Source organism: Acinetobacter bohemicus ANC 3994 (assembly GCF_000367925.1).
Taxonomy (GTDB): domain Bacteria; phylum Pseudomonadota; class Gammaproteobacteria; order Pseudomonadales; family Moraxellaceae; genus Acinetobacter; species Acinetobacter bohemicus.
Window position 1 is genome coordinate 1 of sequence record NZ_KB849169.1, and the last position, 14,952, is coordinate 14,952.

At 32.9% G+C, this 14,952-nt stretch carries 16 protein-coding genes and 1 pseudogene; 10 read left to right on the top strand and 7 right to left on the bottom strand.

Going from position 1 to position 14,952, the window contains the following annotated elements; translation table 11 throughout:
• Positions 1–111 precede the first annotated feature (111 nt).
• Together F994_RS09545 and F994_RS09550 are read right to left on the bottom strand one after the other, a co-directional pair.
• On the bottom strand, positions 112–423 hold the full coding sequence (locus F994_RS09545) for a helix-turn-helix domain-containing protein (RefSeq protein ID WP_004650130.1): 312 nt from the start codon (positions 421–423) through the stop codon (positions 112–114).
• Positions 404–727, bottom strand: coding sequence for a hypothetical protein (locus F994_RS09550; protein WP_004650131.1), 324 nt, complete (start codon positions 725–727; stop codon positions 404–406). Before F994_RS09550 ends, F994_RS09545 begins: the two co-directional genes overlap by 20 nt.
• Before the next feature lie 388 nt (positions 728–1,115).
• Here F994_RS09550 and F994_RS16985 point away from each other — a divergent pair, with 388 nt between their 5' ends.
• From F994_RS16985 to F994_RS09570, 3 genes are all read left to right on the top strand, one after another.
• A complete protein-coding gene (locus F994_RS16985; RefSeq protein ID WP_004650132.1) occupies positions 1,116–2,294 on the top strand; it encodes an AAA family ATPase in 1,179 nt (392 codons plus the stop codon).
• Positions 2,291–2,941: an HNH endonuclease gene (locus F994_RS09560; protein WP_034697015.1), complete on the top strand. Its 651-nt coding sequence runs from the start codon at positions 2,291–2,293 to the stop codon at positions 2,939–2,941. The genes F994_RS16985 and F994_RS09560 overlap by 4 nt, the downstream gene beginning before the upstream one ends.
• Positions 2,942–3,982: 1,041 nt before the next feature.
• Complete coding sequence (locus F994_RS09570) at positions 3,983–4,318, top strand: helix-turn-helix domain-containing protein (RefSeq protein WP_004650136.1); 336 nt, start codon at positions 3,983–3,985, stop codon at positions 4,316–4,318.
• Between the two features lie 3 nt (positions 4,319–4,321).
• On the opposite strand, the gene F994_RS09575 is transcribed toward F994_RS09570, so the two are convergent.
• Together F994_RS09575 and repM are read right to left on the bottom strand one after the other, a co-directional pair.
• The gene (locus F994_RS09575) at positions 4,322–4,864 is read right to left on the bottom strand and encodes a plasmid replication DNA-binding protein (RefSeq protein ID WP_004650137.1); all 543 of its coding nucleotides are present in this window, start codon (positions 4,862–4,864) and stop codon (positions 4,322–4,324) included.
• 67 nt (positions 4,865–4,931) lie between these two features.
• A complete protein-coding gene (repM, locus tag F994_RS09580) occupies positions 4,932–5,870 on the bottom strand; it encodes a replication initiation protein RepM (RefSeq protein ID WP_004650138.1) in 939 nt (312 codons plus the stop codon).
• A 2,804-nt stretch (positions 5,871–8,674) separates the two neighbouring features.
• Here repM and F994_RS17495 point away from each other — a divergent pair.
• Positions 8,675–8,851, top strand: coding sequence for a hypothetical protein (locus F994_RS17495; protein WP_004650139.1), 177 nt, complete (start codon positions 8,675–8,677; stop codon positions 8,849–8,851).
• Here the strand turns inward: F994_RS17495 and F994_RS09585 are convergent.
• Positions 8,837–9,355, bottom strand: a complete 519-nt coding sequence (locus tag F994_RS09585; protein WP_004650140.1) for a hypothetical protein — start codon at positions 9,353–9,355, stop codon at positions 8,837–8,839. The genes F994_RS17495 and F994_RS09585 overlap by 15 nt on opposite strands.
• A gap of 111 nt (positions 9,356–9,466) precedes the next feature.
• On the opposite strand from F994_RS09585, the gene F994_RS09590 reads away from it, so the two are divergent.
• Together F994_RS09590 and F994_RS09595 are read left to right on the top strand one after the other, a co-directional pair.
• The gene (locus F994_RS09590) at positions 9,467–9,751 is read left to right on the top strand and encodes a CopG family ribbon-helix-helix protein (protein ID WP_004650141.1); all 285 of its coding nucleotides are present in this window, start codon (positions 9,467–9,469) and stop codon (positions 9,749–9,751) included.
• Complete coding sequence (locus F994_RS09595) at positions 9,751–10,023, top strand: type II toxin-antitoxin system RelE/ParE family toxin (RefSeq protein WP_004650142.1); 273 nt, start codon at positions 9,751–9,753, stop codon at positions 10,021–10,023. Before F994_RS09590 ends, F994_RS09595 begins: the two co-directional genes overlap by 1 nt.
• Before the next feature lie 749 nt (positions 10,024–10,772).
• Here the strand turns inward: F994_RS09595 and F994_RS09600 are convergent.
• Both F994_RS09600 and F994_RS09605 read right to left on the bottom strand, forming a co-directional pair.
• A pseudogene (locus F994_RS09600) lies at positions 10,773–11,189 on the bottom strand (DNA breaking-rejoining protein); the annotation flags it as partial.
• A gap of 130 nt (positions 11,190–11,319) precedes the next feature.
• Positions 11,320–11,673, bottom strand: a complete 354-nt coding sequence (locus F994_RS09605) for a winged helix-turn-helix transcriptional regulator (protein WP_004650145.1) — start codon at positions 11,671–11,673, stop codon at positions 11,320–11,322.
• 98 nt (positions 11,674–11,771) lie between these two features.
• On the opposite strand from F994_RS09605, the gene F994_RS09610 reads away from it, so the two are divergent.
• The 4 genes from F994_RS09610 (at position 11,772) to F994_RS09625 (ending at position 14,504) form a co-directional block, all read left to right on the top strand.
• Entirely contained in the window at positions 11,772–12,773 is a 1,002-nt protein-coding gene (locus F994_RS09610) for a zinc-binding alcohol dehydrogenase family protein (RefSeq protein ID WP_004650146.1), read from the top strand.
• 24 nt (positions 12,774–12,797) lie between these two features.
• Positions 12,798–13,085, top strand: a complete 288-nt coding sequence (locus F994_RS09615) for a putative quinol monooxygenase (RefSeq protein ID WP_004650147.1) — start codon at positions 12,798–12,800, stop codon at positions 13,083–13,085.
• A 165-nt stretch (positions 13,086–13,250) separates the two neighbouring features.
• Complete coding sequence (locus tag F994_RS09620) at positions 13,251–13,748, top strand: GNAT family N-acetyltransferase (RefSeq protein ID WP_004650148.1); 498 nt, start codon at positions 13,251–13,253, stop codon at positions 13,746–13,748.
• 159 nt (positions 13,749–13,907) lie between these two features.
• Positions 13,908–14,504, top strand: a complete 597-nt coding sequence (locus F994_RS09625) for a DJ-1/PfpI family protein (RefSeq protein ID WP_004650149.1) — start codon at positions 13,908–13,910, stop codon at positions 14,502–14,504.
• The last annotated feature ends 448 nt before the right edge of the window (positions 14,505–14,952 follow it).

Consider the following 14,952-nt stretch of genomic DNA (forward strand, 5'->3'; position numbering starts at 1 on the left):
TAACAAGATCAGATACAAGGAATGTGAGGTACGACAGGAGTTATACCAAAGCACCCAATACGAAAAACCCCGACAGGATGTTGGGGTTTTTTATTGGCTGTACTTTTTAGATCAGGCTAAGTTTTCTCGAACAAACTTAGGATCAATAATGAAAAGCTTAATGAGCGATTGAGCAGCTTTACTTGGGCGTCTTGTCCCTTGTTCCCAACTTTCTAAGGTTCGCTTTGATGTACCTAGAATATTGGCAAATTGTTCTTGTGTTAAATCTGCTTTTCTACGAGCAAGGGCAACATCTGTTTCGGTAATCACAGTACGTTTTGCTGCATTATTCGCAAGCATATCGTCTATACCCTGCAAAATTTCTGCTTCAATATCTCTAGTTGCCTCAAAAGCTTCGATTTCTTTAGCCGTTAAACGAGTCATTTAGTTTCTCCACTAATAATTGAAGTGTCTTTTTACTCAGTTGGGTGGTCTCTTTTTTACTGTAGAGTGTCAGTAGCCAAATCTCACCGTTTTCTAAACGGTTAAAGTAAATGACTCGAACACCAGAGCTTTTACCTCGTCCACCACTTGTCCATCTAACCTTACGAATACCACCTGAATTAGGCTCAACATCACCTGCATTAGGGTTTAAAGATAAGAACGTCTTAAATTCCTCATATTCTTTTTCATCCCAATACATAAAACAAATTTTACTAAAATAAGGTGTTTCGCATATTGTTAGCATTTTCAAACCTTGAATACCACACAGTAGTATTTTAATACTACTAAGTCGTATCTGTAAAGAAACTAAATTGCTCCGAGATTATCGAAAACCTATTTTTTTGTTAAATGGGAGTATTTTGAGCACATTCGGCTCACAATATGAGCCGAATGTAATGGTTAATCAGCTCATGTATCTATCTAGGAAATTTCTACTTGGGAATAACAACTGATGAATTTCGTATAAGAGATTTTATGTTAAATAATTTTTTTATAAATTCTTTCAGATTGTAATTACCTACAGAGGAAATAAAACTATATATCTTTTAGATATTATATTGTCCATAAAAATTTATATTGTAATGTAGTAATTATATGCTTAAAATTTTATTTTTTAATAAATTTTTAAATTTATGAGCTTAAGTTTAGTAAAAAATAGTTCATCAAAAATTAATATTTTGATTGGTGAGAATGGGCAAGGTAAAACTCGTATTCTAGATAGTATCGCCTTGCATTTTAAGGATAATCGGAAAAATTTAATTACCATTAATAATCCTAGAGGTAAAAATTTAATAAAAAGATCATCTAAATTTTTATTTCCAAATCATAGAGCTAGTGACTTAAACTCCGTTGTTCATAAGTTGTTAACGCAAACTTTTAATTTGTTGGAAAAAAACAAATATAATGAAATCGAAAATAGATTTTTTAAGATAGCTAGAATGCTCGATTATCTTGGATTTGAAAGTCAAATTTTTTTCTCTGTTAAAGATAATATTTTAAAAAAGGACTTTCTGAATGATGATATTTTTGATGGAGATTATGATGAATCATATTTAATTAGTTCGCTTCTTGATTATTTAGATATCAAAGAAGATGACTCAGGAAATAAATATGTATGTATTGATTTTATAGAAGATATTTATGGTGAAACAGAAAATTCAATAAAATTTTTATATTTAATAAAATATTATTGGAATGAAAATATTGAGACACATCTTATTAATAAAGAAACAAGTTTAATCTTAAGGTTTAATCAATTAAGCTCAGGAGAGAGAAATATAATTCTAAGCATATTTTTTATCTCTATTTCCCTATCTGATAACAAAGAAAATATATTGATTATAGATGAACCAGAAATAAGTCTTCATCCAAAATGGCAAATTGATTATTTAGATAATATTAGTGATTTATTTTATTTGCATGATATTAGAATATATATAGCAACGCACTCCCCATTAATTTTAACAAACTTATTTTTTGAAAAAGAAAAAAAAGTAGATCTTTCATATACTATATTTCATGTAAAAAATTCAAATGTAAGAATTGTTGAAGATGAAAATGAAAAAAGTATAGAAGCTATATATTGGAATATATTTGGAATATTAACACCTCAGAGCTCCTTCTTATCTAGAAAAATTACTGAATTACTTAATAAACTAACTTTAGGAAAAATATCTTTAGACGAGGTTTTATCTGAATTAGATGTTTATATAGAGGCATCCCATGATTTCAATCAAATATCTTGGTTAGAAGAATTGAAAGAAAAAATTATTCTAAATAATGATAAATTACAAGTGGTTGCCAAGAAATGACATTTGACGAATCAGATATCATAGCGATAGATCTTGCTCATAGAGAGCCAGAAGTTTGGTACTCAAAAAATTTAGAAAATGTCAAAACTAAAATAAAAGATTATTTGCTGACTACTTGTACTCATTGCTGCTATTGTTTAAGACCATTTACTGGAGAGTTTAGAATGGTAATTGATATTGAACATATTTTACCTTCTTCCATTTTTAGAGAATTAACTTTTGATCTAAATAACTTATCTTTATCTTGTAAAAGATGTAATATGAAAATAAAAAAAGATAGAGTCGATTTTTTGAATGGAAATTTATTAAAGATTACTCAATATTTACAAAGTAAAGAAAAAGTATTTAGATACATTGAAATGTGTGAGAGAGGGATTAAAATTAATACCTTAACTAAATTCATATATTCCAGTAATAGCTATAAATTTATCCACCCTTCATTAGATGATTATTCTCAGCATTTAGGATATCTTAGTATTCAAATTAATAACAAAAATTTCTCAATATATAGTCCTAAAACAGATAAAGGAGTTTATACAAAAGATTTTTTTAAATTAAGTGAACTCGAAGCGAAAGACTTAAATGTTATTCAATTACTACCTGAACAAGATAACCTTTCAGAGTATAATATTCCTCCAATAGTATAAAGAGCGGCTAAAATTAACATAATACACCTTATACGAAATTTGAAAAATGAGATTATCTTTTTGATAATTAAAGAAATTTAAAAAATTCGTATAATGGCCATTATGTTAAATAGACTAATGAAGCTGCCCTTGGAAGATGCTAAATAAGACTACACTTTCATTGAAAATAGTGTGCAACAAAAACAAAAGAATCTTCATTTTATTAAAAATTATTTGTCAAAAATAAGAGAGATAAATAAAAATTTACGCACCCCAAAATAAAAATAAAAATGGACAATTTTGTTGTAAATCTTTTTTTTCTTAGAAAAATATATACTAAGAAAATAGACAAAGTTAAAGTGCTAAGACTTAAATATAAAAACCAGTTTGACAAAGGTTCCTCCAAATTTAAAAATCTGTTCTCCAAACAACAGCATATGGAATTATAATACTTAATAAAAAGTATAAACCGATATGAAAACTTATTAATTGGAGAAGGAGAATAAGAAGAATGTTACCAACTAAAAATAGTAGGAACATCACAAAGAATGGGGCTTGTGTAGTGTTAAAATTATTAATTGCAACATTATATGAAATGACGTTTAAACCAATCCCAATTAAAAAATAAAAAAAATAAACATAAATTGGCAAATTGGTCATATAGATATAATTAAGTACCACAGCTTTAGCCTCTCTAATCATCTCAGGTAACCATATTTTATAGTTTTTAAAGTTTTCCTAAAATTAACATAATACACCTTATACGAAATGCGCTTTTTATTATCATATAAATCATTAGTTTAACTGTTTCATCAAAGCCCAATCCTCACCGATTGGGCTTTTTTGTTGATTTGTCACGTTCCACGCTTAATAAGTGATCAAAGTTCCACGGTTTTGTTCATCTCAGTTAAACAATCCTGAGTAATCATAGGCTCTAAAAAACCAAATCTCAAAGTGTCTTTTCTTTGGCTCCGGATAGACTTCTTTTCTCAAAAATATATGACATTAAATGTGGTTTAAGCTAACTTAAACAGGAAATAATGTCGGTTTTTTGGGGTTTTTATGAAGAAGTCCTCTAGTCAGTTTTTGATGTTTGGCGTAGAAGAGTTGCTCCAACAAGTTGGACAAAATATTAGAACTGCAAGAATTCGTAGGAATCTGACAATTCTGGAGTTAGCCAATCGAGTCCATGTCGATGAACGGACTATTAGCCGACTAGAAAAGGGTGATCCCAGTATTAATTTTAAGAACTTGGTGACGGTTTTAATGGTATTTGGTCTGGAGGATTCTGTTTTTGATATTGCTCATCCAAACGCAGATGAAGTCGGAAGGGCCCTAGAATTACAAAAACAGCCTAAGCGGGTTCGGAAAATGGACCAACTGAGTGATGATTTCTAAGAACTAACCGTTAGGTAGGAAAAAGCGACTTAAGAAGCCCCGTTTTTCTGGTTCTGGCTCTACATGTTCAGGAACAGAAATGCAGTTATTCTCGATCACCTCTGGCTCTTCTGGTGGTATTGCTATCACCTCTTCTTTTTCTTTTGTAGTAGGTTCAGAGTGAGCTGGTTCTGGATTGATAGATGTAGTGGTATATGGTCTAGGTGCTTCTAATAAGCGTTGCATAGCTTCAATCTGTTCCTGATAGAAAGATTCGCGCTCTAAAGACTGATTTTCTCTAAATAGTGATTGATTCAATTGTTTTTCTAGTATATCAACTTGGCGTTTTAATAAGTCAATTTCTGTTAAGTTTTGACTGTTAGTTGATTGACTTTGATTGACACCAGAATCCTTTTTCTGAGGTTCACCAAATACTCTTAGAGCTTCTGAAAAGTCAATTAAACCATCAGAACCTTTGGATAAATTTCCTTTGTTAATATGAGCATAGACAGCCTGTCTTGAATATCCATATAATTTTGCTAATTCTGAAACTGACAATTTTTTCATAGTTGTAAACTGTTATTCAACTGGTGTTAATACTTGACTGTTAAGTTGACAATGTCAATTGACAGAATCATTTAAAGCCCACTTGTTTTAGGTATGGAAGATATTCTTGTACTTTCTTTGGTTTAGTTAATTCTAAAGAAATTCTGATAGCAAAATCATCGTAACTTTCGCCAACTTGACTATATTTCGCTGCAAATGAAGAGTCATGAGCAAGTTTATTGGAGAATAAAAGGATTTGTTTATCTGTAACTATTGGGAACATATCCAAAGTTTCAGTATTAGTCGTTTTTAATTTTTTTAGACTATTGGGAGGATTTTTTTGTTTAAAGAAAAAACTGAACCCAGTGATTGTTCGACCATTCTTATGCTGTTCGTATTGCACAAGAATATCTGTAAGTTCATTAATTTGTTTAATGGCTGGTTCTAATACTCGACTTTTAAAATTCACCATTTTTTGATATTCACCATTTTCTAGTCCTAATTTATGCCGAAAATCTTCTAATTCTAGGATAGGTGTCTTTCCAGTTTCACGCCATGCTATAAGCATTTCATAAAGTCTAATGCCGTATTTACTGGTAACTTGTGAAACCTGTTTTAATTGGTAACTTGTAAAGTGTTTTTCTAAGCGAGTAATTAAGGGAACAACATCTGGTGCAAATGTGACTTGTAAAACTGCTAAATCATCAACATAAGCTATTCGACTGACCCAACGTGATTTGACTACAATTTCTTTGTTTGTATCTTTATGGGTTTCTTTAAATGAAAATTTTCTTTCAAAAAGAGTATTTACAGCATTTTTTAAAGCACTATAAGCAGCCTCTTTAGTCACATTAAACTGACTAGCGTAATCAGAAGCATGTATTTCTAACTTGCTATCAGAGGTTATACCTTGCCCAGTTTCTCTTGCTCTAATAATTGATAGTAATACCAATCTTTGTTCTGTAACTTCCAGATTGTAACTAGCATTAATAAGAATATTATCTTTAACGACTAAATTATTTGTCATGAGACTATATAAGTTTTAAATATTATTAAGACTACATTACCAGTTAGTGTAATCAAATACAAAGAGATTGTAGTCTTATGACAAAGAGATTGTAGTCTTATGACAAAGAGATTGTAGTCTTATGACAAAGAGATTGTAGTCTTATCAACTCTGAAATCCTTTGTTTATAATGCTTTCAGCTCGCCTAAAAGCATTTAAAAACATTAAAAATAATTAAAAACATAGAAGCCTAAAAAAAAATTGTGGATAACTGAAAAATTGCCCTTGGTTTTCGCTATGCTCAAACTCTATTGAATCTCGCTTACGCTCGATTCGGGGGCAATTTTTGACTTAATACCAAGGTGAATTTAAGAAAAAGCAACAGCAAGATCAAAAGCAACTCGGAATTCGCTTCGCTCATAAAATTTTTTGCTCGCTTCGCTCGGTCTAGACTCAATTTTCTACATGTAATTCAAAATTATTTGGATTCTGAAATTTTAAAAAATGTTTTTCAGAGAGTCTAGGCGCGAATTTTCTTGGTTCGCTCGTAGACACTCGCTCTATATATACTGATTAGAAGCTCATTTTTACGTTTTTAGCCTGTTTACAGATTTTTATGATGTTAGGTAGCATTTAAAAAAAGAGGGCTTAAATCGCAAATGAGCGCAAAATAAGGTAAGCCCTGTCCATTCAAATGGACAGGGCTTGTTTTTGGAGTTTCACGATACCGCCTATCGCCAATGGAACGCATTGGTACGTTTTCACAGTTATCAACTTGCGACTTTTCTTTGCGTTGCAAAGGAAGCGACTTTCAAACCGTTCAGACAGCTTATGCCCGACTGTCCTCTCTACTAAGTTTGATACATTCTCCGGTTATGTTTTAGTTCCACAACTACGACTTACTAATACCCTGCACTCGCTCGCTCTTTAACGGGTTATTTACATCTCTGCTAAGCATTCATCCGCTGGTCAGTGATTTCCTTTAACTGCTTCTACGCTAAGTCACATGTGGACCGCTCCGTAGTTAACTAAAAAAACTGACATCTCTGCTAAAATTGAATACCGCTCGTAAAGCAACGGATCGCTAAATTACATCTCTGCTAAAGTACAAGGCTAGAAGCGATTTCTTTGAGATTGAACAGGGTTCAAGCGCATTGAAATAACTTGGTATTTGGTTGGCGTGAACCAACAACGGAGCCACCGTCTATGTTTCTTACTGAGTACTCTCCAAATATCGCAATCATTCGCAGCCACGCCAATGTTTGTAATAATTCAATTGGATTTCTTCCACGCCAAACTCGTTTGTATCATTTCATAGATACCGAGGTTGCCACACCTCACGTTTAAAACCCTTGTCATGGTTTTAAATATTACTCGCATTGTCTTTCGCTTCATCACCGCTTACGTTTTTATTCGCTCGAAGTGACTGGATCTGCCTCAAATCTGATGCAGAATCTACTCAACAATTCTCCTTCTCTCATAAATTAAAACTTATGCCCCACTCAAGGCAGGTTTTCGCTTCAAAAAGTCTATATCAAGGTGCCACCTTGTATAATCGTTGACCTGAGAGATTCCCATATTAGTCTTCATAGTCTGTGTTGATTTCTATCGGTGATTTGATTTAAATCAACGATCAGTACGCCTATCCACTCTGTAAAATAACAGCCTTCCAGTTTTTTACGGTAAGAGTTCCAAAAACCCATATTATTCACCGTTATTCGACTTCATTGTGGGTAAAGCACTTGATCTACGCAAAGCAACATCTTCGCTATGTTTGAACCCCTCAGAAATGAAAAAAACCGCAATGAACTTAATCAATGCAGTCTTAATTTCTGAGGGACATAACGTTTTACGTGTCACCGTTACAGGCTTGAGCTATCCAGCGATCTCATTAACCAAATTAAAATGTCATCCGACAAGTCATTTAAGTCAATCAATGAGTACCAGAGTAATCCAGATTTCTCCTCATACTCCCTAGTACCTCGCGATACTCTCAGCAGCCCACCTGTGCGCCATACATCATGCCCTTCGTAAAAATTGAAGCATGAAATAGGTGTGGTTAACGCAACTATCAATCCTTGTAGTTACTCACACTCTCCATGAGACAGGGTTTGATCTAGTCACCTAGATTCCCGTTTCTATGTCGCCCAACTATTGTCTAGTACCTCATTTCATAGAAGTACTATCAGAACTGGTCAAAGGACAGAATTTCACTGCCCAGTGCCATTCATAGCCGCGCCAGCTAGATTTCTCACGCACGCAGCTTTGCGAGTTTTAGTAAACGTTGGCTGACGTTTACACATAAAACTCACGACAAGAATTTTAGATTTTGCATGAGGGACACTATTCACATCCTGTTAGCAAAACCATATTTGGCAAGGTTGAGATTAAAGGGTTTCGCGCCCCCAATCAAGGAACTCTTATTTACGCTCGAGCCAATTTGTTCATGAATTCCTTAAAAACAATGAAAAAAATCCATAAAACTTTTTTGAAAACAGGGTGTCTCTTTTATGGTCGAACCATTTAATGGGTTTTTTGATTAAAAAATAATCGATATGATTTTTAAAGTTGAGAGATTTTTTACTGTAACTCATCGAAAATCCTGCCTAGACCCGTGCTTTTAAATAGTCTCGGGTTTCCAATTCAGGAACTCTTATTTACTGAAAGCCCATTTTCGCGATAAAAAAGTTCAAAATTAGAAAAAAATAGTTCATTTATTTTTGTAAATCATGGTGTCTCTTTTATTACTGACCCACTTCATTGTGTTTTTGGGTGAAAAATAAGCACTATAATTAAATTTCATTGAGCCTGACCTGAGATCAAAAATGCCTAAATATCCTGATGATTATTATCTGACACACCAAGAAATTGACGATTTGAGGTCAGATGCCAAACAAGCCTCGAAAGTTGCAACAGGCTTGTTCTATGACGCTATTCCATTTTCAGAAGTTGAGTCTATGCATCAAAAAATCAGCAAAATTAATCCTTTAGACAGAAAATAAGACAGTGATCGCAATCAAAAAGGGTGGGAGTGCACTCAGCATAAATCTTTGTGTTCTTGGGTTGAAATCCAACGCATATTTTTTGGAATATTTTTTATATTTTAAAGTAAACCAGAGGCTTGAGATAAAGCACCCAATAAGAAAACTCACCATCAAAGCCATGCGGTAATAGTCAATTGTGAGGTCTGTTCCTGGAGAGAATTTCTGAAATTGGTAAAAGTTGCTGGCCATAAGAAAGATCAGGCATAACAATCCAAGGCCCATGGAGTTATATTCCGATTTTTTATCCTGATCTTGGTATAAAAACTTGGTAATCAGCATGTTTAAAGCAAGGAAAAGCGGGACGAGAATAACCGTAATGCTGATGAGCAAATTGCTGAATAACCACGTTTTAATGTCTGGATTATTTCGATATTGGTAAATATTCAAAAATGGGAAAAAGACCACTGGAAAGAAGTACATATAGGACAGTTTAAATGAGTCCATATCTTTAATTTTAATCATGCGTGATCGAACTTTTCGCTACAGGTAGGCTGATTCTAAAGCTTGTTTTTGTGGGTGATGTTTGCTTTGTGTTATATTAGTATTTAAATGTAACACATTGGAGTCAAAGCCATGACAGAAGCGACGTTCACATTCCGCGTAGAGGAATCGCTCAAGCAAGAGTTTTCGAGTTTTGCGAAAAATATAGACCGTAGTGGAGCGCAATTATTGCGTGATTTCATGCGTGATTTTGTGAAGCAACAGCAAGAAGCGGCATCCTATGATGCTTGGTTCCAGAAGCAAGTTGAAATGGGTCTAGATGATGCCAATGCAGGGCAATTGGTTTCGCAAGAAGACGTCAAATCACGTTTTGAAGCAAAACGTGCAAGCCTACTGGCTAAATTGGCAGCTCAATAATGAATGTGTTTTGGACACCGACGGCTTTAGACGATTTAGAACGAATTATTGATTATATTGCCGAGCGTAATTTAGTTGCTGCAATTGAATTACATGATCTGATTCAAGAAAAGACAGATTTGCTTTCTCACAGCAGCCTGATGGGGCGTTCTGGTCTGGTTAAAGGAACCAGAGAGTTGGTTGTTCATCCCTATTATGTGGTGGTGTATGACGTTGCAAATACCGTTCGTGTTTTAAGAATTCTACATACATCACAGCAATGGAGTCATTGATAGAGATGTAAGACGCTTTGTTAAACTCGATTTTCTAGATTTCAGGTAGGTATTGTGTGTGCCGAGAAAGTGTCTATTTTGATGTAAAAATTCAGATTTGAATAAATTCTATTTATTTTAAGTTATTGATATAAATATTTTTTTATATTTAGTGGTTTCTTAGAATTTATTGTCCAAAAAATGGTATAAAAAAACTTAAAAATATTAAGTTATTGATATTAAATAAATATGTTGGTTTGGACACACACGATAGCTACCTTAAACGTTGATTTCTCCCCTTCGACACACACAATACCTACCTTTTACAGTCTCAACACACATGATAGCTACCTAAAAGCCAAAATTTCAGTTTTCATAAGGTAGCTACTTGGGAATAACACGAGGATTATAATTCTTCGTTTTGGCTTTGCATCAGCAGTATTGGGCTAGAAAAATCAATTCAGAAGCGATTGATTCAAATATATTTACCCGCCATAAATAACAGCATCTGGTATCTCAAAACGTTCATTTGTATTTAATTCAACTAAAGATAGATCTCCTCTTTTCTGAGTTTTGCCTGATGGAGAGGTTAGTTTCCCATTGTTAAATTTTAAAATATATTCTTTATTTTCTTTAGAGAATATAGTTAATAAGGCTGCTCCATTTCCTTGACGGACGACTCCAAACTGACATTGTCTAGTTGGTTGTCCTAGGTTTAAAGAACAAGGTAATTCTCCAATAGCATCAAATTTTTTACTATGCTGACTCTTTTGATCTAGAATCTGAACATAAAGCTGAAAATTTACAGTCTTATTTTGGCGAGCACTATTTCTCATTTGATAGACTTGTATGGTGTATTCACCATTCGAAGGTAAAATAATCTCTCCAACTTGCCCTTCAGTAGAACCAATAAAAATTGCTTCATCTTTTCCTGGTTTTTTACCAGGAGAAAAAATATTCATATTGGCTAAATTATTATTGCTCGTTACCTTAAATTTAAGAACTTGCCCTTTTTTTGCGTAAATTTTATATTGAACATCATCATAGCCCTCAAACTTTCCTATTTGAGTTTTTTGATTTGTACCCTTTGTAAATGTTATAGATTGTTCAGTTGTTTTAGCAAAGGTAGATACTGAACTGAATGATACGAATATTGATAAAAGTGCAATATGTATAGACTTTTTCAATTTTAATCCCTCAAATAATGACTTATATAAGTATAAATAGCTTTAGAACTTATTCTGTAATATTTCGCTATTAAACATAAAGGCGGTTGTTAAACAGCATTAAGTTTTTATTTTTATAAAAATCAACATATTAAATAGTTTTCCCATATAGATCTATATGGTTATCTCCCCACTCTTTTAAGGCAATTAGAATAGGCGTTAGAGAAATTCCTACATCTGATAGGCTATATTCAACTTTAGGTGGAATTTGTGCATAGACTTTTCTTAAAATAATTTTATCCTCTTCTAATTCTCGGAGCTGACGTGTTAAAACTTTTTGTGTGACTGTAGGTATCTTTTTTCTTAACTCACTGAATCTCAAAACTTTATCAGAAAGTAAATGCCATAAAATAATACTTTTCCATTTTCCATCAAGTAGTCCAATAGCAGCTTCAACGGAGCAACCGGGTGTACAGTCGAAGCGAGAATGTTTAACTTTACTCATTTCTATAGTTTCCTTTTTGTCACCAAGGGTCAAATTTGTCTATATAACCACTTTGTGAATATTAGTTAAAGTGAAAAATTAAACAAAAGGACTATATGATGAAAGCTGTATCCTATACGTTAGATACTGAGAATACATTTCAAAATCCATTAGTAGATATTGAAAAAGAGCGACCAATATTGAACGTGCGAGATGTCTTAGTTAAAGTTCAAGCAATATCTGTAAATCCAGTAGATACAAAGGTTAGAAAAAACATAAATTTATCTAATCCCTTACGTGTATTAGGTTGGGATGCAGTAGGTGAAATTGTTGAAGTTGGTAAAAGTGTCAGTAATTTTAAAATTGGTGATTTAGTTTGGTATGCTGGCGATCTAACAAGGGATGGTAGTAATGCTGAATTTCAAGCTGTAGATGAAAGAATTATTAGCCTTAAACCTAAAACAATATCCGATGGAGAAGCAGCAGCACTACCATTAACAGCAATTACTGCATGGGAAATGTTATTTGATCGTCTCAAAATAGATCAAGAACAAACAGGCAATATTCTTATAATTGGAGGGGCGGGTGGCGTTGGTTCGATTGCGATTCAATTACTCAAGGCAAAAACAAAATTAACAGTTATTGCAACAGCTTCTAGAGAAGAAACAAAATCATGGATTAAGCATCTTGGTGCTGATTATGTAATTGATCATACTAAAGATTTGAATACACAGATTGAATTCCTTAGTTTGGAAAAGCCGACTTATGTATTTTCAACAAATCATACAGAAACTTATATTGAGCAAATTATTGAATTGATTGCGCCACAAGGAAAATTAGGTTTGATTGATGATCCTTCAAGCTTTGATATTATGCCATTTAAACGTAAGTCCGTTTCTATACATTGGGAATTAATGTTTACTCGTTCCATGTTTACAACAAGTGATATTGATGAACAGCATAAGATTTTAAAAGAAGTTGCTCAACTTGTTGATAATAGAGAGATTAAAAGTACTCTTAATCAGCATTTAGGAAAAATTAATGCAAATAATCTAAAGCAGGCACATATGTTACTTGAGTCAGGAAATGCAAAAGGGAAAATTGTTTTAGAAGGTTTCTAAACAAACTTTGAGAGGACGGTTATCGTGAGTATTTCAATAGTTGCAATATTTGTATCTAAAGATAATATGGAACCTAAGTTGACTTCACTTTTCAAAAGTGTAATAGAATCAACACGGAAGGAAAGTGGTTGTTTAAACTATACCTTATATCTTGATCAAGAGAATCCTAAGCGTTTTACTTTTTTAGAAGAATGGCAAAATAAAGCCTGTCTAGAAAAACATTTAGCTTCTGAATGTATTCAAGATCTATTTAATAACATTCAAGATTTGATTGAGTCTAGTGAAATCATACAATTGTCTAAAATTAAATAGGCTTGTAGTTTTTCTAAAAATAGCATAATGCGGATTATGCGAAATAAGAAAGGTAGCCTGAGCTGCCTTTTTTATTGTTAGATATTGAATCCTATGTGTTTTCCTGTTGAAAGCTCTACATCAATACGGAATTTTCCGCTCATTAATTCAAAATAGAGATCATTAATGATGAATAAGAAGGTTTTTTTTGAAAAGTTTACGGCTAATGATTTTAATCCCTATTTCAAACTTGTAAGTAATTACGAGGTGATGAAAATGATTACTGAAAAAGGTTTAACACAAGAAGAAGCTTTAAAGGATTTTAATAAAATTATAGAAGCGAACTCTCTTCATCCTATCTTAGGAACATATAAAGTTTTTAACTTAGCTAATGACTTTGTTGGCTTAGCTAAACTAGAAATAAAAGATATCAAAGATACTGAAGCAGAGCTTGGATATATGCTTCTTCCTAATTATTGGGGTATCGGACTAGGAAGTATCATTGCTGAGGATTTAGTTGAGTTGGCAAAGGAACAAAAAAAATTAATAAAATTAACAGCAATTATTGATCCTACTAACATACCATCTCGTAAGATACTGATTAAAAATAATTTTAATTCAAAAGAATTTAAAGATTTTGATGGATTGCCAGGTGAAATTTTAGAGCTGGAATTGAAAAAATAAATTAGATTTGAAAATTAGCAGCTATGAACTTGGCATAAGAGATTTTATGTTAACTGAACACTAGAAATTCATGTAAATCAGGCATTTCGTATAAGGTGTAGTATGTTAATTTAGATCAACTTAAAAAGTCTAAAAACGGAAACTATAGAGGCTAATTAAATGCATATAACTATCTTAACTTTTGATCAATACAATGAACTTGATTCTTTAATAGCCTTAGGCATTTTAAATCGAATAAAAAAGCCTGATTGGAAAGTTAGTATTGCTAGCCCTAGCCAAGATGTTTCTTCAATGAATGGGGTTGTAATTCAATCAACATCTTCTCTAGAGGACGTTAATACTGCTGATGCAGTACTTATCGGTAGTGGAATGAAGACACGGGAGATTGCATCAGATAAAGAATTAATGAACAAGTTGAAGCTTGATCCTTCTAGACAATTAATAGGAGCTCAATGTTCAGGAACATTAATTTTGTCTAAACTAGGTCTATTAAATAATATTCCAGCATGTACTGATGTAACTACAAAGCCATGGGTTGTAGAAGCAGGAGTATCTGTATTAAATCAACCATTTTATGCAAAAGATAATATCGCTACAGCGGGTGGATGTTTATCGTCTGTGTATCTTGCTGCTTGGGTAATTGCTCGTTTAGAAGGCTTAGATGCAGCTAAAAATGCTATAGATTATGTTGCTCCAGTCGGAGAAAAAGAAGAGTACGTTTTACGCACTCTTAAAAATATTGAACCATATCTCTAGACTTCAAACTGAGTAAAGTTAATAAAATGTCTCTCATTTAACATAATGGCTGTTATACGAAATGCAATATAAAAAGACTTTGTTTTTCATATAGTTAAAAAAATTCGACTGACCTCAAAAACAGTAAAAAGCCGACTTAGAAACAAGTCGGCTTTTTTATGAGCTGTTTTGATATATTCCGCCAGCAAAATAGATCATTATTTAATCAAATTAAAACTTTAGTGTGCGTTATCAACCCATCCATGTCTTAAACTATCCCCAATTTCTGCGGATAACCCTTGGGGTAAAATTTAAGCACTTATGTACGCTTAGGCGCACAACAATTCCCTCCCTTTGCGGCTATACGACCTCATGCTGATTTCTTATCATGGGGACATAGAGAGCAGGATGCTCCAGATAAGAATAACAAGATCAGATACAAGGAATGTGAGGTACGACAGGAGTTATA